General features: G+C 40.5%; 19 protein-coding genes, 1 tRNA gene and 2 pseudogenes. 20 read left to right on the top strand and 2 right to left on the bottom strand.

Annotation, left to right across the window (positions count from 1 at the left end; all coding sequences use genetic code 11):
* Positions 1–8 precede the first annotated feature (8 nt).
* From A6J77_RS00090 to A6J77_RS00030, 13 genes are all read left to right on the top strand, one after another.
* Positions 9–824, top strand: coding sequence for a Nif3-like dinuclear metal center hexameric protein (locus A6J77_RS00090; RefSeq protein WP_083067527.1), 816 nt, complete (start codon positions 9–11; stop codon positions 822–824).
* A gap of 13 nt (positions 825–837) precedes the next feature.
* Entirely contained in the window at positions 838–2,094 is a 1,257-nt protein-coding gene (gene pepT / locus A6J77_RS00085; RefSeq protein ID WP_083067526.1) for a peptidase T, read from the top strand.
* A 129-nt stretch (positions 2,095–2,223) separates the two neighbouring features.
* A complete protein-coding gene (locus A6J77_RS00080; RefSeq protein WP_083067525.1) occupies positions 2,224–5,952 on the top strand; it encodes a PD-(D/E)XK nuclease family protein in 3,729 nt (1,242 codons plus the stop codon).
* Positions 5,942–9,805: a helicase-exonuclease AddAB subunit AddA gene (addA, locus tag A6J77_RS00075; RefSeq protein ID WP_083067524.1), complete on the top strand. Its 3,864-nt coding sequence runs from the start codon at positions 5,942–5,944 to the stop codon at positions 9,803–9,805. The genes A6J77_RS00080 and addA overlap by 11 nt, the downstream gene beginning before the upstream one ends.
* A gap of 58 nt (positions 9,806–9,863) precedes the next feature.
* Positions 9,864–9,934, top strand: a tRNA-Gly gene (locus tag A6J77_RS00070).
* A 190-nt stretch (positions 9,935–10,124) separates the two neighbouring features.
* Positions 10,125–10,787 (top strand): viroplasmin family protein, encoded by a 663-nt coding sequence (locus A6J77_RS00065; protein WP_083067523.1) that lies wholly within the window; start codon positions 10,125–10,127, stop codon positions 10,785–10,787.
* Between the two features lie 58 nt (positions 10,788–10,845).
* A complete protein-coding gene (gene lspA, locus A6J77_RS00060) occupies positions 10,846–11,319 on the top strand; it encodes a signal peptidase II (protein ID WP_083067522.1) in 474 nt (157 codons plus the stop codon).
* An 11-nt stretch (positions 11,320–11,330) separates the two neighbouring features.
* Positions 11,331–12,284 carry an RluA family pseudouridine synthase gene (locus tag A6J77_RS00055; protein ID WP_227645083.1) on the top strand — a complete coding sequence of 318 codons (954 nt, stop codon included), beginning with the start codon at positions 11,331–11,333 and terminating at the stop codon, positions 12,282–12,284.
* Positions 12,285–12,362: 78 nt separating this feature from the next.
* Positions 12,363–12,593: a YneF family protein gene (locus A6J77_RS00050; RefSeq protein WP_003141045.1), complete on the top strand. Its 231-nt coding sequence runs from the start codon at positions 12,363–12,365 to the stop codon at positions 12,591–12,593.
* Positions 12,594–12,767: 174 nt separating this feature from the next.
* Complete coding sequence (locus tag A6J77_RS00045) at positions 12,768–14,537, top strand: ABC transporter ATP-binding protein (RefSeq protein ID WP_083067520.1); 1,770 nt, start codon at positions 12,768–12,770, stop codon at positions 14,535–14,537.
* Positions 14,524–16,335, top strand: a complete 1,812-nt coding sequence (locus A6J77_RS00040; RefSeq protein WP_083067519.1) for an ABC transporter ATP-binding protein — start codon at positions 14,524–14,526, stop codon at positions 16,333–16,335. The genes A6J77_RS00045 and A6J77_RS00040 overlap by 14 nt, the downstream gene beginning before the upstream one ends.
* Complete coding sequence (locus A6J77_RS00035) at positions 16,325–16,990, top strand: lysophospholipid acyltransferase family protein (RefSeq protein ID WP_039934635.1); 666 nt, start codon at positions 16,325–16,327, stop codon at positions 16,988–16,990. Before A6J77_RS00040 ends, A6J77_RS00035 begins: the two co-directional genes overlap by 11 nt.
* Positions 16,991–17,051: 61 nt before the next feature.
* On the top strand, positions 17,052–17,543 hold the full coding sequence (locus A6J77_RS00030; RefSeq protein WP_083067518.1) for an AI-2E family transporter: 492 nt from the start codon (positions 17,052–17,054) through the stop codon (positions 17,541–17,543).
* Positions 17,544–17,699: 156 nt separating this feature from the next.
* Here A6J77_RS00030 and A6J77_RS00025 read toward each other — a convergent pair whose 3' ends face one another.
* A complete protein-coding gene (locus tag A6J77_RS00025) occupies positions 17,700–18,932 on the bottom strand; it encodes an ISL3 family transposase (RefSeq protein ID WP_083067517.1) in 1,233 nt (410 codons plus the stop codon).
* A gap of 418 nt (positions 18,933–19,350) precedes the next feature.
* Here A6J77_RS00025 and A6J77_RS00020 point away from each other — a divergent pair, with 418 nt between their 5' ends.
* The 7 genes and pseudogenes from A6J77_RS00020 to treR all read left to right on the top strand — a co-directional run bounded on the left by A6J77_RS00020 (position 19,351) and on the right by treR (position 22,478).
* Positions 19,351–19,629, top strand: coding sequence for an arginyl-tRNA synthetase (locus A6J77_RS00020; protein ID WP_227645082.1), 279 nt, complete (start codon positions 19,351–19,353; stop codon positions 19,627–19,629).
* A gap of 131 nt (positions 19,630–19,760) precedes the next feature.
* Positions 19,761–19,925, top strand: coding sequence for a hypothetical protein (locus A6J77_RS09395; RefSeq protein WP_227645081.1), 165 nt, complete (start codon positions 19,761–19,763; stop codon positions 19,923–19,925).
* A gap of 106 nt (positions 19,926–20,031) precedes the next feature.
* A complete protein-coding gene (locus A6J77_RS09490) occupies positions 20,032–20,208 on the top strand; it encodes a prephenate dehydratase domain-containing protein (RefSeq protein WP_265331436.1) in 177 nt (58 codons plus the stop codon).
* A complete protein-coding gene (locus A6J77_RS00015; RefSeq protein WP_265331435.1) occupies positions 20,165–20,611 on the top strand; it encodes a prephenate dehydratase domain-containing protein in 447 nt (148 codons plus the stop codon). Before A6J77_RS09490 ends, A6J77_RS00015 begins: the two co-directional genes overlap by 44 nt.
* 104 nt (positions 20,612–20,715) lie before the next feature.
* Positions 20,716–20,937, top strand: a complete 222-nt coding sequence (locus A6J77_RS09485; protein ID WP_265331434.1) for a nucleoside hydrolase — start codon at positions 20,716–20,718, stop codon at positions 20,935–20,937.
* 23 nt (positions 20,938–20,960) lie between these two features.
* A pseudogene (locus A6J77_RS09475) lies at positions 20,961–21,709 on the top strand (nucleoside hydrolase).
* Positions 21,710–21,760: 51 nt separating this feature from the next.
* A pseudogene (gene treR, locus A6J77_RS09540) lies at positions 21,761–22,478 on the top strand (trehalose operon repressor).
* On the opposite strand, the gene A6J77_RS09385 reads toward treR, so the two are convergent.
* On the bottom strand, positions 22,369–22,620 hold a 252-nt coding region (locus tag A6J77_RS09385; RefSeq protein ID WP_227645202.1), incomplete at its 5' end, for a hypothetical protein. The pseudogene treR and the gene A6J77_RS09385 overlap by 110 nt on opposite strands.

Below are 22,620 nucleotides of genomic sequence, written 5' to 3'. Positions count from 1 at the left end.
GTATTGATTTGTCGCTCACAATTAAAGATTTTATCCAGCAATTCCAAACTTTTGCCCCAGAATACTATGCCGTTGAAGGAGATCCGACTGGCTTGCATTTCGGCCGTCTCGACCAAGAGGTTCGCAAGATTTTGGTGACCTTAGATATTCGCCCTGAAGTGGTTGCAGAAGCTAAGACAATTGGCGCAGATTTCATTTTTGCCCATCATCCACCAATCTTTAAACCGGTGAAACGTTTAACAGAAGATGATCCGCAACAATCGATGTATGCGGAAATTATTCGCTCAGGCATTGGGGTATATGCAGCTCATACCAATTTGGATGCTGCGCCAGCTGGGATGAATGACTGGCTTTCTGATTTATACAAGGTTGAAAACGTAGAGGTTTTGCGAACCCATACGATAGATGAAACGACCGGGCAAGCGATTGGTATTGGACGCATCGGAGATTTAGCTGAACCGATGACTCTAGAAGCTTTCGGTGAATTTGTGAAAGCAAAAACGGGCGTCAATGGCTTAAGGATGGTGGTTGCTGATAAAGATAGACCTGTTAAGCGGGTGGCTATTCTAGGAGGTGACGGCGGTTCTTACTTCGAGGATGCACTGGCTAAGGGTGCGGACACCTTTATCACTGGTGACGTTTACTACCATACCGGCCACGATATGATTGCGGCGGGCTTGAACGTAATCGACCCAGGTCACCATTTTGAATCAATCGTAAAATCTAAAATGACAGACATGTTTAAGCAATGGAACGATGAAAATAACTGGCAGGTTGATGTAATTGCTAGCCAATTAAATACGGATCCATTTACATTTATATAGGAGGAAATACTGAATGACTTATCAAATTAAAGACCAAGAATTATTAAACCGCTTTGTGACTTATGCAAAAGAGAATACGCGCTCAAACGAGGCGAATGCGGACCAAGTGCCTTCATCACCAAACCAAGTAGCATTCGCTAAGAAATTAGCTAAAGAATTAACGACTTTAGGATTTTCAGATGTCTTCTACAATGAAAAAGACTCATTTGTCACAGCAACAATTCCTGCAACGGATGACAGCAAAGACTACCCAACAATCGGTTTCTTTGCCCACGTAGATACGGCAGATTTTAACGCTGAAAATGTTAGCCCGCAAATCATTGAAAAATATGATGGCGGCGTAATTCCTTTAGGTGATTCTGGCTATGAATTAGATCCTGCTGAGTTTGATTCTTTAAACAAATATGTCGGTCAAACTTTGATTACAACGGATGGTACGACTTTACTTGGTGCAGATGACAAGGCGGGTATCGCTGAAATCGTTACCGCTGGTAAATACTTAATTGACAATCCCTCTATTAAACATGGAGAAGTGAAAGTGGCTTTTGGTCCGGACGAAGAAATTGGTGTTGGGGCTGACCGCTTTGACGTTGACCGATTTTCGGCAGATTTCGCCTACACTATGGACGGTGGCCCACTAGGTGAATTAGAATTTAAAACTTTCAATGCGGCTTCAGCAGTGGTTGAAGTAGCAGGTAAAAACATTCACCCAGGTTCAGCGAAGGATTTAATGATCAATGCCTTACAAGTGGCTATCGATATCCATAACCAATTACCAGAAAATGAACGTCCTGAAAATACAGAAGGGCGCGAAGGTTTCTTCCACTTAATGGGTATGGAAGGGAATGTAGAAGGTGCTAAAGCGACTTACATTATCCGTGACCATGACCGTCAACAATTTGAAAACCGCAAGGCATTAATCCAAGATGCTGCAGGTAAATTAAATGCATTTTATGGTAGTGACATTGCCACAGTTACTTTAAATGATCAATATTACAACATGGGTGAAATTATTGAAAAAGATATGCGTCCTGTGACTCTTGCTGAAAATGCATTTGCTGCTGTAGATATCCAACCAGATATTATTGCGGTTCGTGGTGGAACCGATGGGTCTAAATTGACTTACATGGGACTACCAACACCAAACTTATTTGCTGGTGGGGAAAACATGCATGGTCGTTTTGAATATGTCAGTCTAGAAACGATGGTGAAGGCAACTGAAGTTATTCTAGCCATCATTGAAGGTGCTGGCGACTACAACAATCTATAAAATACTGTTTTTAAATATATGAAGGTAAAAACATTTACCGCAAAGAAAGAAGTTGGCGTCTATGAGGTGTCAACTTCTCCTTTTATATATTTAGCAATTAAAAAAGTTGCTTTTACAAAAGGAGGGCTTATGAGTTTACAGTTTATTTTAAAGACCCCGACACAAAATAACCTAAAATCTTTATATGAAGGCATTGATGCTTATCTAAGAGCAGATGTGGAAAACCAAGTCTTTATTATCACAGATGATAATATGAAATTTGATTTAGAGATGTCTGTTTTACGTCAAATGAAGGCAGTCCAATTAAATGCTGGCCATACAACTGACAATAAACATGCAGGAATGATGCGACTACAAGTGCAGTCTTTCAAACGGTTAGCTTGGTATTTATTGCAGAAACAAGATAGTCAATCAGTTGGGGACGTTTCAGATATTGGTAATATCATGGTTATCGGTCGCGTTTTAGCGGATATGAAGGATGACTTATTGGTATACCGGGGTGAATATAACCAGATTGGTTTTGTGGAAGCCTTGGCTGACTTATTTAAAGAGTTAGTGAACGGTCAAATTACCAGTGACGTCTTTTTAAATTCGTTATCTAACTATGAGTCTAGTGAACAGCCCTTGATTCAAAATCAAGTGAAGAAAATGAAAGAACTGGCTGCAATTTACGGAGAGTACGAAAAGTATTTAGCGGGCTTAACAATGGCAGACCAAAACGTTTTTGCCCAGTTGAGACAAGCTATTTCGGACCAAGACTTATCTAAAACAAGAATTATTATTACGGGCTTTGATTATTTTAATGCCCAAGAGTTGGAGACGATTGTTGCCTTCCTTGAAAACTGTCCGCAAGTGCAAATTGTCTTAAATTTAGATCAACCTTATGATTTTAGGACGCCGGACTGGTATGAGTTATTTACGGTAACTGGGAAAACTTATAATCAATTGATGCAATTTGCTAGAAAGCAAGAGATACCATTTGCTAATCCTATAGTAGCTGAATCAGACAACAGCTATGCAGATGGTTTTAAAGTCTTAGATTATTATCTAAGAACGGACAACCGTATTGAAAGTGGCCAAGTCCCGCAAACTGACCCTGCTAAAACGGCAGTCAACCAGGTTATGGAAATTTGGGAAGTACCATCTACTCATATGGAAGCTGAGCAAGTAGCCAATGAAATTTATCGATTAGTGTCAGATCCAAATACCGATTACCGCTACAAGGACATCCAAATCCTATCTAGAGATGAGGATACCTATCAACACGCTTTGCAGGCAGCTCTTGACGCCAATGAAATTCCATATTTCACAAATTTCCAAGAGGATATGGCTCTCCATCCGCTTTACCGGCTGATGATGAGTTTGTATCGGGTTTACCAAGGTAATTGGCGGTATCAAGATGTCTTTGATTTACTGCGTAGTGAATTATTAACCCCCGTTGATTTGGATGACTTGGCCGATTGGAATGGCCCAACTTTTGACTCAGTAGAAGTAGTATCAGATGAATTGTCAGCTTCCAAAAAGGGGCAAATTCAATTCCGGGATGCCATCGATTTGACAGAAAATGTTGTTTTACGAAATGGTTACGAAGGACAATTTTGGTGGTCTAAAGACCGTATTTGGTCCTATATTTTAGTAGGGGAAGACGGCGAAAAAGTCGGGACAAAACGTGATATTGCGATTGAAGCAACAGCTAACCAGGTAAAAGCTTTTGTTGTTGGGGCCTTGTCGCCATTATTTGACAATTGGAAAAAGGATCAAACGACAGAAGCGGCTATTACATATTTCTACCAATTCCTAACCAATAATGGGATTCCAACCAATTTGATGAATTGGCGAGACAGCTATTTAGAAACTGGGCAATTACAAGAAGCGAGACAGCACGAACAGGCTTGGCAAACCTTTATCCATATGTTGGACGACTATATCCTCCTATTTGGTGAGGAAGCATTTGACCTAGAATACTTCTTTAAGATTTTAGATTTGGCCTTTCAAAATGCAAGCTATGCCATCGTGCCACCAACAATGGACGCTGTTACAATTGGCTCTTTTGATGAAAATAGGGTAGAGGCAAAGAAAATCACTTTTCTTTTAGGTATGTCCAAATATGCCTTACCGGTGGTCTATGAAGAGAAATCTCTTTTAACCAATGAGGACCGGCAACTAGTGGTCAGTCAATTAGATGACTTACAAGCCTTAAAACAATCGGCAGATAGTAAGAATAACAATGAAGCCTATAAAGCTTATTTGGCATTCCTGTCTGCCACAGATCATTTATATATTTCCTATCCCTTGAATAATGGCGATGCGGATACTGAAGGGTTGTCGCCAATGATTGCTCGTATCGCAGATGTTTTTGATATTCAAACCATATATCTACGGCAACCATCTGACCATGTAGCTGAAAAAACATTGTTGAAACTGGGTAATGGTCACACACAAGTCCGTTATTTACTGAAAGCCATGGCCCAAGATGCCCACGGTCAACAACGTTTAAGCCAGATATGGCGGCCTGTATATGACCAGGTAGTATCCAATCAATCTGCTGCTGGTTTCTTTAAATGGTTGCAGTCTGGTTTGACTTACCATAATACGGTATTGCCACTTACGCCAGAATTGTCCCGGTCCTTATACGGGGATATTTTGGCCGTATCTGTGTCCCAGCTTGAACTCTATAATCGAGATCCCTTCTCTTATTATTTGAAATATGGATTGAAATTAAAAGAACGATCTAGCTTCCAATTAGATTCCTTACAAACAGGGAACTACTTCCATGAAATGTTGGACCACTTTTTCAAGGAAGTAAATCAAAGAGAGTTTGATTTGGCTAATCTTTCTGATGGCGAGGTCAAGGAAATTTTAGGGGAAGTGACGGATAAGTTAAATGATCCGGATGTCTATCCTGAGTACACGATTTTTAAGGTTAACCACCGCAATAGTTACTTGCAGGAATCGATGAAAGAGACCATTCAGTTACTGGTTGAAAATATGATCAAGCAACGGCAGGCGGTTAATGTGAAAACTATCGAAACGGAACAACGATTTGGCTACACCCAAAATGAGGACGAGGAAGAAGAGACCATCACGCATTTCACTTTAGCAAACGGACAAGAAGTTCGTTTGCGCGGTAAAATCGACCGGATTGATGCGGTGTCACAGGTTGAAAATGGCCTGGAACAAAACTTCATCCAAGTGGTGGATTATAAGTCATCGGCTCATGATGTGAAATTTGACCAGATTTATGTAGGGTCCCAATTGCAGCTTTATACTTATTTGAAGGTGGCTTTAGACCAGTTAAATCAAGATGGGCAAACTGCCTTGCCACTAGGTGCTTTCTACCAACGGATTTTCCAACCTCAAGTGAAAATTAAAAAGCAAACAGACTTGACTGACAAACATATAGCGGATCAAATTTTGGCCGACTTGAAACTGTCGGGTTATGTACGGGCTGACTATGATCTATTAGAAGATATTCATAGCGAAGGACTTGAACCAGGTGGGAAGTCGAGCGTTTATGCGGTGAGCCGGAAGAAAGATGGCGATTTCACTAAAGCTGCCAAAGTCTTAACCAAGGATGAGTTGAATAAGTTGTTAGCCTTTGTGGAAGAGAAGATTGTGGCTACAGCAGAACAAATTGTGTCTGGCCATATTGCTTTAAATCCGCTTGATGATGATCCGTACATTCCGTCCATGACTGAGCCTTACCGGTCTGTATCTATGTTTGATGCAACGGACTATACCAATAAATATCGACCAAATCCGTCTATGGATCAGGATGAATTTTTCCAAGCCTTAATGACAGATGCCCATGTAGATGAAAATGTAGCAGAGGAGGACCAGACAGACGATGAAGAATAGACAGAAACAAACCACTATTCCATTACAAACAGAAGCTAATGCCCGTTATACAGCCGACCAATGGGCAGCGATTCATTTAGAAGGGGATAACCTGCTCGTTTCAGCCTCTGCTGGATCTGGTAAAACGAGTGTCCTTGTCCAACGTATCTTGCAAAAGGTACGACGCGGCTATGGGGTGGATGAGTTACTGGTTGTAACGTTTACCGAAAAAGCGGCTAGTGAAATGAAAGAGCGGTTGGAAGTAGCCTTTCAAGAAATGATCAATGAAGAATCTGACGCTGACAGCCGTCAACATTATCTGCAACAAATCGCCAAATTGCCGCAAGCCAATATTTCAACCATTGACGCCTTTTGTAAGCAAGTCATCCAACGTTATTATTTCTTGATTGATCTAGACCCAGTTTACCGATTGTTAACCGATGAAACTGAAAATATGATGCATTTTGAAAATGTTTGGGAGGCCTTGAAAGAGGACTTATTAGCAGAAGGCAATCCAGATTATTTACGTATGGCAAAACACTTTGCTTCCGACCGTAAAGATGACAAAATTGACCAGCTGATTTTTGACCTATACAACAAGTCTCGGGTCCATACCCATCCAAACGACTGGTTAGATGGATTAGTAGCCAAATATCCGGATGAGGATACCCCCTATGGTGAGTCTGCTTTTTATCAAGAATATGTGGTCCCTACTTTAATAGATGAAATTGAAGCCCTCGAAAATACTATTCGTTTGTATATCGAAGACCTGCCGGTTGCTGAAGCGGTTGGTTTTGAAAAAATGGCCACTTCTATGAAAGAAAAGTTAGCTTACTTAGACCAATTGAAGACGAATGTGAGGGCCTCTTATAAGGATGCTTACCAACAAATTATTGCAACATCTTTCCCAGCTTTAGTTTCAATGAGTAAGAAGGACTTTGAAGATGGTAACGACGCGCAAATTGATTTACGAACTCAGTTAGGAAAACGACACAATAAAACAATTAAGGACGTATTCGACAAGGATATCATGCCTTACTTTACTTTTGACGAGCAATATCAAGGCCTCTTTATTCAAGAGGCTAAAAAACTTGGGCAAGCTATTATAAATGTGGAGAAGGTCTTTACTGAACGAATGACAGCCCATAAATTTGACCAAAGAATCTTAGATTTCTCAGATATTGAACTTTTCACCTATCAAATTTTAAGTAAGCAGTTAGCGGACACAGAAGCTGGCGACGGCGAAAGTATGAGTGGAAACGTCAATACTATGAATGAGGCTAAGGCTTACTATCGGGATAAGTTCACTGAAGTCATGGTGGATGAGTATCAGGATGTCAACGCCTTACAGGAAGCCATTCTACAAGCTGTATCAGGGAATCCGGAACATCCAAATATGTTCATGGTGGGGGATGTGAAGCAGTCGATTTACCGTTTCCGCTTTGCTGAACCAGGTTTATTTATCCATAAATTCAACCAATTCGCGGATGGTAATGGAGGGCAAAGGATTGTCTTAGCGGAAAACTTCCGGTCAAGAGCAGATGTCCTTGATTTTACCAACTTTATCTTCCGCCAAGTCATGGATCCACAAGTGGGGCAGATTGCTTATGATGAGGATGCAGCCCTTAAATTGGGCTTTACCGCCTATCCAGAAACCGACCGAATGCAGACTGAAATCCTCCTTTACGAAGAGGAAGATGGCGGTAAATCTAGCGATTACGACCAGGAAGGTTTAGATGGTCTAGAAGGCGACGTCTCAAATGGGACGAAAATGCAAGCAGAATTGATTGCCCAATCCATTTTGGACAAGGTTAACAACCAGCACATGATTTATGATAAAAAGCTACAGGTGGATAGGCCCATCACCTTTAATGACATAGTAATTCTTGTAGCAACTAGACGTCACCATTCGGAATTAGAGGATGTTTTTGCTCAATATAAAATTCCTTTGATGTTGGATGATTCGGCGAACTATTTCCAGCGTACAGAAATCCGTGTCATGTTGAATGTCTTAAAATTTATCAATAATCCTTACCAAGATATCCCACTGGCGGCTATTTTGCGGTCACCAATTATTGGCTTAAATGAACAAGACCTAGCGAAAATCCGGATTGCCAACAAACAGGCCACCTACTATGACGCCATGAAAACTTATATGGCAATGGATGAAGGGCAAGATGAAAGAGTAGCTGAAAAATTGCGGACTTTGAATGATTGGCACTTAGCGTGGCGAGACATCGCCCGCGACAAACCGTTGGCGACTTTAATCTGGCAAATTTATACAGATACGGGCTTCCTTGATTATGTTGGTGGGATGCCAAATGGGGAGATCCGGCAAAATAACTTGCATGGTTTTTATAAATTGGCGTCTGACTATGAAGCATCAGCCTTTAAGGGGATTTTCCAATTTATCCGCTTTGTTGAGAAAATTCAAGAGAAAGACAACGACCTGCAAGCACCCAAACACGGGGACGAAGCGCGATCTGCGGTCCATGTCTATACTATTCATCATTCAAAAGGTTTAGAGTTTCCGCTCGTTTACGTGTATAACATTTCCAAGCGTTTTAACACTCAAGACCTAAGGAATCCGGTGATTTATAATGACACTATCGGTATTGGGGTGAAATTGTCTGATAGAACACGCCACATCACCTATCCAAATATGTTTGAAATGATGGCTAAACGTTTTGAGAAGAAAGACATGTTGGCTGAAGAAATGCGAAAATTATACGTGGCCTTAACTCGAGCGGAACAGCAACTGGTATTAGTGGGTATGGTAAAAAACTTCGATACCACGATTGGCAAGTGGCAAGGGCTTTTGATGAAAGACGAGCAACTATCGCCCTCAGGCCGGATTAAAGCCAACAATCTACTTGATTGGATTGGCCCAGCGCTGATGCGCCACCACGATTTTGACGAGGTCAACCATTCAGTCCATATTCCAGACTATCTAGCCAACACCAAGACCAATTTCCGGGTTGCAGTCGTTTCTAGCGAAGATGCACTTGCGGCCCGTAGTAAGTGGGTACAGAAAGTCGATGAATCCAACCAAGTTGACCAAGCAGAACTTTTAGCGGCCATATTTTCAGATGACAAAATGGCTACCGATGATCAAGATAATAAACAAGTCATTCAGCTACCAGCTGCCGACTTCGATTATGCTTATCAATCGGCGACCAAGACAACATCCTTCCAATCAGTATCAGAATTGAAACGGATGCTTCAAGATCCAAGTGACCAGGACTTGCAACCTTGGTCAGTTAACAATCAAAATAAATTGACTAAGACCTTCCGTTATATAGAAGAAGACTATGACCAACCGAGTTTCTTGGCCAGAGAACAAGCTGTCACACCAACAGCTATTGGGTCAGCGGCCCATTTGTTAATGCAGAAGGTGAACTTAAGGGCTAAACCAAGTGAAGCGACCTTTAAAGCCCTCTTTGATGACCTATGCCAAAGAGGAGTTTTAAGCCAACAACTTTGGCCCCATATTCAAGTGGATAAACTAGTAGCCTTCTTCGATACGGCAGTGGGGCAATTGATTTTGAAACAAGTTGACCACGTATATAGAGAAGAAACATTCTCTCTGATGGTTGCTGGATCAGAAATCTTTACGGATATGGCAACAGATGATGACTTGTTGGTCCACGGGACAATTGATGGTTTTATTTTGTTACAGGATGAAATCTTCCTGTATGACTTTAAGACTGACCGGATTGCTTATCTAAATGAAAGCCAGCAAGAACAAACCTTGATCGACCGTTACCAAGGGCAAATGGATCTATATGCCCAAGCCCTTGAAACCATTTGGGGACGGCCGGTTACACAGAAAATGATTATATCTTTAGATGCATTAAAAACTTTTTTTGTCTAAAAACACTTGCAAAAGTAATACAGAAGGTGGTATACTATCTCTTGTATTAGTTTTGCATGCGGGTGTAGTTTAGTGGTAAAACCATAGCCTTCCAAGCTATCGTCGCGAGTTCGATTCTCGTCACCCGCTTATAAAAAAACAATGAACGCTGGTGGTATTTCAAAAGCCAGTGAAGGGAAGTGGGGCTTAGGTCTCACTTTTTTTTGCTAAAATTATTAGAGAAAGTGAGAAAGTAAGTCTGAGAATCAGTATAATCCATTCAGATAGATATAGTAATATCACCATTCTACAAGAATAGAAAGCGAGCGGTTGAATAACCATGGCAAAATTTTATGCAGTGAAAAAAGGAAAAACACCAGGAATCTACAAGACCTGGCCTGACTGTCAGAAACAAGTTAAAGGCTTTTCGGGTGCAGTCTATAAGTCATTTACTAGCCTAGAAGAGGCAGAAGCCTTTATGGGTAATGGGGCACGACCGGTGTCTAAAACGAGTCAAGGGGAAGAAATCCGCTGGCTAACAAAAGACGGTAAAAACGGCCAGGTTGATGCTGATACCATGTCCGTTTATGTAGACGGTTCTTTCGATAAAAATTCTGGTTATTTTGGCTACGGGGGTGTAGTCTTATACCAGGATACAGTCAAAACTTTCAAGGGTGGTCGTAACACAGAAGGTTTAGCTAAAATGCGGAATGTAGCCGGTGAAATTATCGCTGCGATGCATGCGGTTAAAATTGCGCAAAAATCAGGGGCTAAAAATGTCGTAATTTACCATGATTATATGGGGATTGCTGAGTGGGCCTTAAAATCTTGGCAGGCCAAAAACAATTATACCAAGGAATATCAGCAATATATGCAAGAACAGGCCAAGAACCTAGCTATCGGCTTTGTGAAAGTCGCAGCCCACACAGGTAACCAATATAATGAGCACGCTGACCAATTAGCTAAAGACGGGATTCGCCAAGCCAAATCAGCCAATAAATAAACTAGAATAATGGTATAATATATTTAAATAATATCAGCCGTGTGGCTCAGGAGGATTTATGTTACTGAATTATCTATTAATCGTAATTTTAGTTGGTATTGACCAAATCGTGAAGTATTGGACAGTGGCCAATTTTGCTGTCAATGAAGGACAAGATTTCATACCAGGCATTCTTTCCTTCTTTTATATCCAAAATGATGGAGCTGCTTGGGGAATTTTCTCAGGGCAAATGTGGCTATTTTATATCATTACTGTTGCTGTTGTGGCAGTCCTCGTCTATATGCTCCATAAGGAAGCTAAAGGCGCGCCGCTACTGGCTACAGGCCTTTCCTTTATGATTGCAGGAGCATTGGGTAACTTTATCGACCGCCTGCATTTAAACTACGTGATCGACATGTTTCGATTAGAATTTATGGATTTCCCAATATTTAACATAGCGGATGTTTGTTTAACCATTGGTGTCATTATGATGATTGTCTACATGATCACTACCCCCGAAGACCAGTTGGAAAGAAGAACCGCTAACAAGTGAGGAGTGTCATTTTGACAGAAGAAAAGACAGTATTTAATTATACTTATACGGGTGAAGACGGCTTGCGTTTAGACCAATTCGTGACTAACCAATTTACAGACGAAAGCCGGACAACAATCAAAAAATGGATCAAGGACAAATTGGTCACAGTAAATGGCAAGGTGGCAAAAGCCTCACAAGCCTTGGTTAATGGAGACTTAGTCGGAGTTGAAAAACCGACCCCTGCAGAAGCGGAAGAATTTAAACCAGTAGCCGAAAAGATGGCTTTAGATATCGTATTTGAAGATGATGACATTTTGGTGGTCACTAAACCAGTCAATTTGGTCGTGCATCCTTCAGTCAACCACCTAACCAATACCCTAGTGAATGGTTTGTTATACCATGTACAGGAAAATGGGTCGCAACTAGCGGTTGGTCGCGAGTCTTTTAGACCAGGTATTGTCCACCGTTTAGACAAGGACACCACCGGATTATTAGTGGTCGCTAAATCACAAGCAGCCCTTGAAAATCTTACTGAACAAGTGGCTAACCACCAAATGACACGAATTTATACAGGTTTAGTATATGGTGAAATTTTTGAAGCGGGCGGGACCATTGATGCGCCAATCCGCCGTCATGAAAAAGATCGGTTGAAATTTGAAGCCAACGAAGCTGGTCGTCACGCAGTTACGCATTTTACGGTCAAACACCGGTACGTTGGTTATACCTTAGTCAACTTCCAACTGGAAACAGGTAGAACCCACCAAATTCGTGTTCATGCTAATTTTATCAACCATCCAATCGTGGATGATCCTTTGTATGCAAGGCAATATAAAGAGCGGTTCTTCAGTGAAAACGGCCAATTATTACATGCCCACCGCTTAGAATTAGACCACCCGATAACTGGTGAACATATGGTCTTTGATGCGCCAATTCCTGATAATTTCCAGGACGTATTGCACCAGTTGACTTTTAAGGGTGTATAGTTAATGAAAAGCTTTGCAAAAGGGGCAATACTTTAGTAAAATTTTATCTTGTAAACAGATGAGAGGAGTGTAGAGACTATGCTAAGTACAGGAGCTTGGATTTTAATCGTAATTATCGCAGCTATTTTAGGTGCTGTTGGGGGATTCTTTATCGCCCGTAAATATATGGTGAACTATTTTGAAGAAAATCCACCAATTTCTGATGACATGATTCGTTCAATGATGATGTCAATGGGTCAAAAACCTTCAGAAAAACGTGTGCGTCAAATCACACAATCTATGAAGAAATCGAACAAAAAATCTAAATGATGAGATTAAAGCGCCACCAAGCGCTTAATATCAACAATAGCCTCCGTAGCTAATAAGGCATACGGAGGCTGTTTCGTTGTCTAATCAAATTTTTTATCTATATGCGGGTATTAATTTTCGCAATTGGTCAATATTTGTTAGATAATAGGTGAGAATTTATTTAGGAGGGAAGAAATGTTTTCAATTTTTAAAAAATTGGGTTGGTTTTTTAAATTGCGGTGGAAGAGCTATGCCTTTGGGATAACGGCATTGGTTACCTGTGCGATTCTATCAGCTATGACCCCTAGAATTGTAGGGAATATGGTTGACCAGTTGTCAGCAGGCTCTTTAACTGGGCAATTATTAATCACTCAAACCGGCCTTATATTGTTATTGGCTATTATTATGTATGTACTTCGCTACGGTTGGCGGACAATTATTTTTGGGAATTCGACTTTACTAGAATCAATTATGCGTAATCGTTTGTTTAGTCATTTCACAAAAATGGACGCTACCTTTTACCATAAATATCGGACGGGTGACTTGATGGCCCATGCCACAAATGACTTAGCGGCCTTGCGTTTTGTTGCTGGTGGGGGGATTCTGACCTTAACGGATTCTATCTCCATTTCAGTCGTGACCTTGTTCTCTATGTTTGTCTTAATCGACTGGCAATTAACCCTAGTGACTATTCTGCCATTCCCATTTCTAATTGTGGTGGCCCGTGTTCTAGGTCGAATCATTAACAAGCGGTTCCGTAAATCGCTTGAAGCTTTTTCAAGTTTAAATGACGAAGTCCAAGAAAATGTTTCTGGGATGAAAGTCATCAAAACGTTCGGTGAAGAAGAAGACTACTACCAAGACTTCGTTGAAAAAACAGACCAGGTTGTCGAAATGAACCGTAAAGTTTACCAAGCAGATGCGGCTTACACGCCAATGATTGAGATTATCACTGGTTTAACTTATGTATTGACCATCTTCTTTGGGACTTACTTTATCCAAAACGGTCGGATAACAGTCGGTGACTTGATTGCCTACATTTCTTACTTGTCTATGATGGCTTGGCCTTTAATTGCGGTCGGTCACCTAGTCAATACGCTTGAGCGTGGTAACGCATCGTGGGACCGGGTGTCTGAATTATTGAACGAGCAGCCGGCTATCGTTGAAGCTGATCAAGCTATTACAACGCCGATTCAAGGGGATATCCATTTTGACGTTCAGAAATTTGCCTACCCAGATGATGGCCGGACGAAATTATCGGATACGCGTTTTCACCTGAAAGAGGGCAATATGCTTGGTGTAGTTGGTCGTACTGGGTCTAGCAAAACGACAATCTTCAAGTTGTTGATGCGTGATTATGACCAATACGAAGGTCAAATTACCTATGACGGCAAAGATATCAAAGATTTCAGTCTAAATACACTATCTTCAGCAATCGGATATGTACCGCAAACGAATTTCCTGTTTTCAAATACGATTTTAGAAAACATTCGTTTTGGGAATCCAAACCTATCTGAAGAAGAAGTCATTCACTATGCCAAAGTAGCGGATATCCACGAAGACATCATGAAATTCCCTGAAGGCTACCAAACGGAAGTTGGGGAACGTGGGGTGTCTTTATCAGGAGGGCAAAAACAACGGATTGCTATCGCTCGTGCCTTAGCGGTTGACCCAGAATACTTAATCATGGATGACTCGCTTTCAGCGGTAGACGCGCAAACAGAAGAAAATATCTTGACCAATTTACGGCAAGAACGTGCCAATAAAACAACGATTATTGCTGCTCAACGTCTATCTTCAGTGATGCATGCAGAAGAGATCATTGTCATGGACAAAGGGACGATTATTGAACGCGGTAAACATAACGAATTAGTCCTTGAAGACGGTTGGTATGCCCATACTTATAACCAACAACAATTACAAAGAAAAATTAGCGAAGGTGGTGCTTCTAATGGAGAATTCTAGTCAAACAAAGTTTTCACTAGCAGACCAGGTGCGGATCTTCAAAGGAATTATCGGATTTGGTAAACCGTACTGGCTACCCTTTGCCTTGTCCTTTGTGGCAACAGCAATCGTTGCAGCTATTTCAGCTTACCTACCCATTATTATCCAACGATATTTGGATGAAGTGTTGGGGACCAATTCAGCAACCCTACAAGTGACAATACAGGTCACAGTTTTTTATTTTGGCTTAACCTTATTAAAAGTAGCCACTTATTATTTTAGAGACTTTACCTTCAAATTGACGGCAGAAAAAACAGTGGCCAATATGCGAAACACTGTCTACCAAAAAGTAGTGCACTTAGGTATGCGGTACTTTGACCAAACACCGAACGGGTCAGTGGTTTCACGGGTGACTAACGATACCGAAACCATTAAAGAATTTTGGCAGGTCTTTCTATCCTTCTTTGACGGTTTACTGAATATTGTGGCTATTACTTATGCCATGTTTACGCTAGATGCTGGCTTGGCCCTTGTCTTCATGGCCTTTGTACCTGTAATGTTTATTTTGATTTATATCTACCAACGTCAATCGACTTTTATTTATGGCCGGATGCGGGTAGCGCTATCTACTTTGAACGCGAAATTAAGCGAGTCTATTTCTGGGATGAATATCATTCAAAACTATGGTCAACAAAAACGTGTAATGCAAGAATTCGATGACGTTAACCAAACTTATGTAAGAGCGCGTGTAGGTATGTTCAAAATGAATGCCTTGTTACTACAACCAGCCATCAACTTACTTGAAGCCATTGCCTTGGTCCTTGTCTTGTATATTTTTGGTTTCCAAGACTTGCAAGGGGTAGCCATTAATGTCGGGGTTGTATATGCCTTTACTTCTTACGCGAAATCCTTCTTCCAACCGATGGGTCAAATGATGGATTCTCTATCAATATTCCAAGATGGTATGGTATCTGGATCGCGAGTATTAGCCTTGCTAGACAATCCGGAAATGGCGCCAGTTTCTAATCCAGGAGCAGCTGGTAAAGTGGCTGAAGGGCATATTCAAATCAAGGACTTGTCATTTTCATATGACGAGAAAAAACAAGTGCTACATGATATCAATATCGATATTAAACCGGGACAAACAGTGGCCTTTGTTGGCCAAACTGGTTCTGGTAAATCGTCGATTATCAATGTCTTGATGCGGTTCTATGAATTCAATCAAGGGGACATTTTAATTGACGGCCAATCTATTAAAGATATCCCGCTAAAGCAACTGAGAGAAGATATCGGCTTAGTCTTACAAGATTCTTTCATGTTCTACGGGGATATCGCTGAAAACATCCGTCTGCACGGAGACTATTCTGATGATATGGTCAGAGCTGCAGCCCAATTCGTAAAAGCTGATGACTTTATCGAGTCCCTTGATGACGGCTATCACGCCAAAGTAATTGAAGGCGGGGCTGCATTCTCGACAGGGCAAAAACAATTGTTATCATTTGCCCGGTCAATCTTACGAGAACCTAAAATCTTGGTATTAGACGAAGCGACAGCCAATATCGATACCGAAACAGAGCAGAAAATCCAATCTGGTTTAGCTAATATGCGAATAGGTCGGACAACCATTATCATCGCCCATCGTTTATCAACAATTAAAGATGCAGACCAAATTATTGTCCTTAAAAATGGCCACATCATCGAGCACGGAAACCATGACGACTTGATTGCACAAGGTGGCACATATTATAATATGTATCAGTTGCAGACCTATTCGGATGCACATCAAGATATAGATGAAGGGGAAACCGATGATTTATAATATTTTACTGACTTTAATATCCTGGTTTATCCAGTTAATTAATGGTCCAACCAAGATTGATATTGATGAGGCCTTCGATCCAGAAGCCAATTACTTAGTAGTTGGCCCTCACCGTTCAATCCTTGATCCAATCTTTATTGCCATGGCATTACGTCCTAAGCAAATAGCCTTTATGGCGAAGAAAGAATTATTAGCCAATAAATTTTTAGCCTGGTTCTTCACAACCATCAACATCATTCCAGTTGACCGTGAAAATCCTAGCGCTTCAACCATTAAACAAGCCGTTCGAACCATCAAAGAAGGCGAGAAATATGTTGGGCTTTTCCCAACTGGCTCTCGTTATTCAGATGAAATCAAAGACGGTGCCGTTTCAATGGCTAAGATGGGCAAGGCAGAAATTTTGCCTGTTACCTACCAAGGCCCAATTGGTATTCGTGATTTATTCACTTGGAAAACAACCAACCGTGCCAAAGTGCGTGTAGGTAAACCAATCCAATTACCGGATGTTAAACGATTAAGCGATGAAGACAACAAGGCAATCAATCAAGCCATAAAAGATGCTTTCATCGAAAATGACCGTATTCTAGATCCAAATTATACTTACGATCTAGCCGGTGTAGTCGCTAAACGCGAAGCTAAAGAAGCTAAGAAATAAGTTTAGCGGTCAAGGGATGCGTTCTACATAGGCAGGAAGATTTCTAAGAAAGGATGATAAGATGACAAGAGCCACATTTTGGAAACAAGTTTTCTTGCACACCATTCAAAACATTAAATTGTATGTGGGGGCAGAAGCCAAATTATTACTCTTAACCGTCATCATTTATGGTGTAGGCTTTTGGGTCTTAGACATTCACTTGGCCTGGTTAATGGCTATTGGGATTAGTCTAGTAGCCTTACTACCAGTCATTGGTGCAGGGGTTGTCTTTATTCCATGGATATTGATTGAGTGGTTGCAGGGGGATACCCAAGTAGGTTGGTGGCTATTTGCTATTTACCTGGGTGTTGAATTATTGACCGAAATCTTGCAGCCATTACTCATCGGTAAAGATTTAAAATTACCTTTTTGGTTGCCGATAGTCGTAACATTAATGTGTACTGTCGCCTTTAACTTATTTGGGGTCATGGTTGCAGGGATTGTCATTCCCTTGTTATCAGCCTATTTTCAAGTAAAAGAAATCGAACGCGCTGAAATCTATGACAACAATTAATTAAAACGAGAGATCTGTATAAAAGCAGGTCTCTTTTTTATTTGGGCTCTTCGTCAAATAGGACTGATGAGTAATATCTGCCAGGTAATCATTAGATGCTGGTTTTTATATTCCATTATTCATTTTCATCTTTATACTATGCTTTCAGAGCAGCCCTTAGGCTGCTTGTACTACCGGTATTTCATTTAGATATAGCTTGTTCGTCATTAATATTCTAGTTCTAAAATTTTGGAAGTTTCGGTATCCATAGGCTATCCGTTTTAAGACCTTAATTTTATTATTCAAACCTTCTATTCGGCCATTCGTTAAGTGTTTATATTTAAAAGTATGCCCAATATATCTTTGAAGTTTGATAAATGTACGCAACACTCGTCTTAGTCCGCTTGGTAAATTAACTAACTTGGACTGCGCTAACTGAGCTTTAAATGCTTCAGAATCATTCTCTTGGAGCGACTCACGCAAGTTATGGATAAGATTATAGGTGTCTTTTAATAATGGATTCTTGTCCAGTAAATAATCTAAAATACCACCGGTATTCGTAAGCCAATCGAATAACTTGAATGATTGATAATCCCATGAGCTTAGGCTTTCTCGGGGCATTAAGAATAGTCGCCAATATCTTTTATATTTGTTGTACAATCTATGGTCTGGAATTCTAAAGGCATTCATTACTTCAATACGTAACTTATTCAATTCTCGATTTAACGCTTGAACTAAGTGGAAGCGATCAATAATAATTTTGGCATTGGGAAATACCTCTCTAACGACTTCCATATAAGGCATGTACATGTCCATTGTAACTGTTTGAACTTTCTGACGAGTTTTCAACGGATAGGCAAAAAAGTAATCACGTAGCTTGAATTTTCTGCGATCTCCTAGCACATCTACAATACGTGAATCCGTATTATCTATAAAGACAAAGCTCATATTTCCTTCGGCATGCTTTACACCTTTGAATTCATCGAAAGCAATATGCTCAGGTAACGCATCGAAGATGCTAGGTTTAAGGTCTTTACCAGCACCATTAATTACCCGTTGAACTGTATGATCAGAAACGTTGCATGTCTCTGCGATATGTTTAAGTGTCAACGCATTGGTAGCAAAGTCTAATACCATCCGTTTAACGCGCTTAGAAATAAAACAGTTATCACCGACTATCTCTGATTTAGCAGTGAAGTAGCTATTACATTCTCTACAGTGATATCGTTGTTTTCGTAATTCAAGGTAGGCAGGTAACCCTGATATCTTTGTTAGCGTGATTCTTGATTTTTTAGATCCATTCTTAACGATACTATTTCCTTGTTTAGCGCAGCCGCAGGCTGGACAATACTGAGGATTTACATCTAACCTGCCGAAATAAATCAGTGACTTTACATTCTTAACTGTCATTTCTTCAACTTTATCTTCGAAAATTATATTTCATCTTTCAATTGCAACGTGGTATTGATAAACTTATTCATACGGGGAATCTCCTATCTTATCATGGTTGTCGTTAACTTTATGATAATGGAGATTCTTCTTTTTTTGTAAAAAAAATAGAACCAATGACTTTCTTTAAAAAGTCATCAGTCCTATATATTGTAGAGCCATAAGCTTTCACAATAAGTCGTATGAAGCGGACTGTCATGTTGATACAGTCCGCTTTTTTCATTTACTTTGGCATATCTCTTAATTGTGGTGAATTAGGGGCAGCCACCAAAAAGGTATGATATTTAGCCTAAATCACTGCCTTGACTAGTAGACATATTATTTTCTCTGGTATATTAGATATGCTATAATGTATACAATAATTATGGGGAGTGATATCATGGAACAATCAACTAAAAAAGGTTTAATTGCTTTAGGTGCAATTGCTGCAATCGCAGGTATTGCCGCTGTCGCATTATATCAAGAAGATAAAAACTCAGTAGTCAGTGATTTCATCGATGATGCTGGTCGCCAATTACGCCATACAGGTCGTGACTTAGCTCGTCGTGCTAATGATGTATCATTTTTACCAAACCGCTCATTGGGTGATCGTGTAAAAGATTCAGCAGCAGATGCTTACGATTATGCTGTAGGCCAAGCAAAATCATTTACAAAATAAATCGAAAATAAATGCCTCCAATTGCTATGCTTAATAGTGGTTGGGGTATTTTTTTATTTTATCCAGAATGACATTAGCAGTTGAAACTGGTACACTTATGAATATGAGATTTTAAAAAGAAGGGTGAAATAATGATGAGAATTGGTTACCAAGGCATACCGGGGGCTTATAGCGAGGCAGCAACGATTGCTTTTGTGCGCGAACAGTTGCATGTTGAGATTGATGATGAACGTTTGGAAATTATTTCCTATGATGACTTCCAACCTATGGTAGATGACTTAGTGGCTGAAAAGTAGACCGAATTGTCATGCCAATTGAGAATTCGACAACAGGATTAATTGCTCGAACAATGGATATTATCCGTTACCAACCGTCCTAGCAAAATATGAACATTACCAACCGGTGAACCATGTCTTATGGGGATTGCCTGGTGCTGATATTCATCAAGTGACGAAAGTTTACTCTCATCCAGAAGCCCTGTCACAGTGTAAATTATTATTTGACCGCTATCCCAATATGGAACCTGTAGCTTATATTGATACCGCTGTGTTCAGCGGAATATATTGTCCAGGAGGATGACCCTACTATCGCAGCGATTGCCAGCCCTCGTGCGGGTGAATTGCACGGTTTACAAGCTCTAGAACCAGCAGCATACGATGAATCAGGGAATATGACGCGATTTTTAGTCTTTGAACGATATGACAATATCGATATGACCAATACCCATGAAAAAATCATGTTGTATATTGAAACTCCGCATGAACCAGGTGCTTTGGCCAAGTTACTACAGGTATTAGATGTTTACCGGATCAACTTGGACGGATTGAATGCCCGTCCAATTCCGATGAAACCCTTCCGTTACGGCTTCTTTATTGAAGCAGACCCAAGCAATATGATTGGGGATTTAGAGTCATTGGAGAAAATCTTAAAAGCATTATCAACCCATATTCAAGTGGTAGCGCAATTTAAACAAAATCGTTAGATTAACGATACGAGTTCCTTTTCCAAAAGAATATTATTATAAAATAAACCGCTTACATGATACAATGAACTTGTATAGTCAGATAGGATATAGGAGGAATTTTCATGGATAAACGTAAGGTAATTATTGATACGGACCCAGGAATTGACGATGCAGCGGCTTTGATGACGGCTTTATCGGACGATAGCTTGGAAATTTTAGGTTTCACTACGGTTGCAGGGAATAAGGGATTGGATATGACCACCACGAATGCGGTTCGGGTATCTACTTATTTCGATGGTCGCGTGAAGATTTATCCGGGGCTGACAACGATTATACCTCTTTAAAAGACAATAAACCACCAGAGAGAATGCAACTGGGAATATTCACGGATCAAACGGAATGGGCGGGCGTTGATTTCCCCTATGATGAAAGTTTAATTCAAGACCAGCACGCAGTTGACTTCATTCTTGAGCAAGTTAAAGCACATCCTGGTGAAATCGATTTGATTACCTTAGGACCACTAACGAATATTGCTTTGGCCGTTGAAAAAGATTTAGCGACCATGAAACAAGTCCGATCAATCATGTCTATGGGCGGGCTGCTTTTGACGGGAACACCAACCCAGTAGCGGAATTTAACTACTGGTTTGACCCAGTTTCAGTCGATATCGTCTATCAAGCCTTGGGTGAATCTGTTCCGATTACAATGGTTGGTTTAGACGTGACGAGACCGTCCCTCTTGGATATGAACGACTTAGAATTTATCCGTCAAGCAGGCGGTGAACTAGGCAGCATGATCCGTGAAATGTTTGATGATTATGTCCTCAATTCATTTGAAAATGAAGGCAAAATTGGAATCGTTATCCATGACCTCGTAGCAGTTGTCGGTTATCTACATCCAGAGATCCTAACTGAGGTTTACCATACTAATTTAGTTATTGAAACTAAAGGTGAATATACATATGGGCAAACGGTCATCGACTTTGAAGAACGAACAGACAGACCAAAGAACGTCTATATCGCAATGGACATTGATCTTGAAGCCTATAAAGGCCATGTTATCTCAACCCTATTCGGTGAAGACAAGTACGATCAATACCTAGAGATGCTGGATTAACTTCCAGCGAAAAGGACACACAAAATGAAGCTAGATAAGTAGGTGACGGAAATGTACAAGTTCGAATTTATTCCGCTGATATTCAAAATAAATCCACCAGGGCATCTACCCTGTAGGAAGGTTACTTCCCAGTGAAAATGACCTGGCCAAGACTTACGACGTATCGCGCGCGAAACCATTCGAAAAGCGCAGAAAAAATTGGAAGACACCGGTTTTATCCAGAAGAAACAAGGTAAAGGGGCTATCGTCCTAGACTTTGCCCGTTTTTCTTTTCCTATATCCGGTTTAACTTCCTACAAGGAATTGCAAGAAACCCAACACTTTCCAAACTGCAACCCAAGTTTTGAGTAATAAACGGGTAGCGGCACCTGACTTTCTCGTCGGTGAAGACGGTGTTGAAGCGGACGAACCTTTCATCCACCTGATTCGGGCCCGTGAAATGGAAGGGGAAACGGTCATTGTTGACCACGACTACCTCCGCGTATCCGTTGTCCAAGATGGGTACCAGATGAAATTGCGGAAGTATCTATTTATCAATACTTTGAACAAGAACTGGACTTACAAATATCCTTTGCCAATAAGGAAATTGTGGCCAAAAAGGCGGATGATATAGATCAAAAAGAAATGGCCATTGGCCCGGATGACTATATTATATCAAGTCAACAGCCATGTTTACTTAGAAGATGCCACCTTTTTCCAATACACTTCATCCCACCACCGTATTGATAAATTTCGATTTGCAGAATTTGCACGGCGAACAGGTCATTAATCAATAGGATTGTATTTTCATAATTAATAAAGTGTCCTCGATTAGCCGTTGTGGTGAAGTTGAGGGCACTTTTTCTTTCATTTCTAGGTATTGGATTTTTAGTTATGACAAAGAAAATGGTATTTTTTACTGGTACAATAAA

The organism is Aerococcus viridans, from assembly GCF_002083135.2.
GTDB classification, from domain to species: domain Bacteria; phylum Bacillota; class Bacilli; order Lactobacillales; family Aerococcaceae; genus Aerococcus; species Aerococcus viridans_C.
This window is presented reverse-complemented; position numbering and strand designations above follow the sequence as displayed.

Excerpts from the sequence above, each read along its gene's own strand:
- pepT (WP_083067526.1), top strand. The coding sequence starts at position 838 with ATGACTTATCAAATTAAAGACCAAGAATTATTAAACCGCTTTGTGACT.
- A6J77_RS00080 (WP_083067525.1), top strand. The coding sequence starts at position 2,224 with ATGAGTTTACAGTTTATTTTAAAGACCCCGACACAAAATAACCTAAAA.
- addA (WP_083067524.1), top strand. The coding sequence starts at position 5,942 with ATGAAGAATAGACAGAAACAAACCACTATTCCATTACAAACAGAAGCT.
- A6J77_RS00065 (WP_083067523.1), top strand. The coding sequence starts at position 10,125 with ATGGCAAAATTTTATGCAGTGAAAAAAGGAAAAACACCAGGAATCTAC.
- lspA (WP_083067522.1), top strand. The coding sequence starts at position 10,846 with ATGTTACTGAATTATCTATTAATCGTAATTTTAGTTGGTATTGACCAA.
- A6J77_RS00050 (WP_003141045.1), top strand. The coding sequence starts at position 12,363 with ATGCTAAGTACAGGAGCTTGGATTTTAATCGTAATTATCGCAGCTATT.
- A6J77_RS00045 (WP_083067520.1), top strand. The coding sequence starts at position 12,768 with ATGTTTTCAATTTTTAAAAAATTGGGTTGGTTTTTTAAATTGCGGTGG.
- A6J77_RS00040 (WP_083067519.1), top strand. The coding sequence starts at position 14,524 with ATGGAGAATTCTAGTCAAACAAAGTTTTCACTAGCAGACCAGGTGCGG.
- A6J77_RS00035 (WP_039934635.1), top strand. The coding sequence starts at position 16,325 with ATGATTTATAATATTTTACTGACTTTAATATCCTGGTTTATCCAGTTA.
- A6J77_RS00030 (WP_083067518.1), top strand. The coding sequence starts at position 17,052 with ATGACAAGAGCCACATTTTGGAAACAAGTTTTCTTGCACACCATTCAA.
- A6J77_RS00025 (WP_083067517.1), bottom strand. The coding sequence starts at position 18,932 with ATGACAGTTAAGAATGTAAAGTCACTGATTTATTTCGGCAGGTTAGAT.
- A6J77_RS00020 (WP_227645082.1), top strand. The coding sequence starts at position 19,351 with ATGGAACAATCAACTAAAAAAGGTTTAATTGCTTTAGGTGCAATTGCT.
- A6J77_RS09395 (WP_227645081.1), top strand. The coding sequence starts at position 19,761 with ATGATGAGAATTGGTTACCAAGGCATACCGGGGGCTTATAGCGAGGCA.
- A6J77_RS09485 (WP_265331434.1), top strand. The coding sequence starts at position 20,716 with ATGGATAAACGTAAGGTAATTATTGATACGGACCCAGGAATTGACGAT.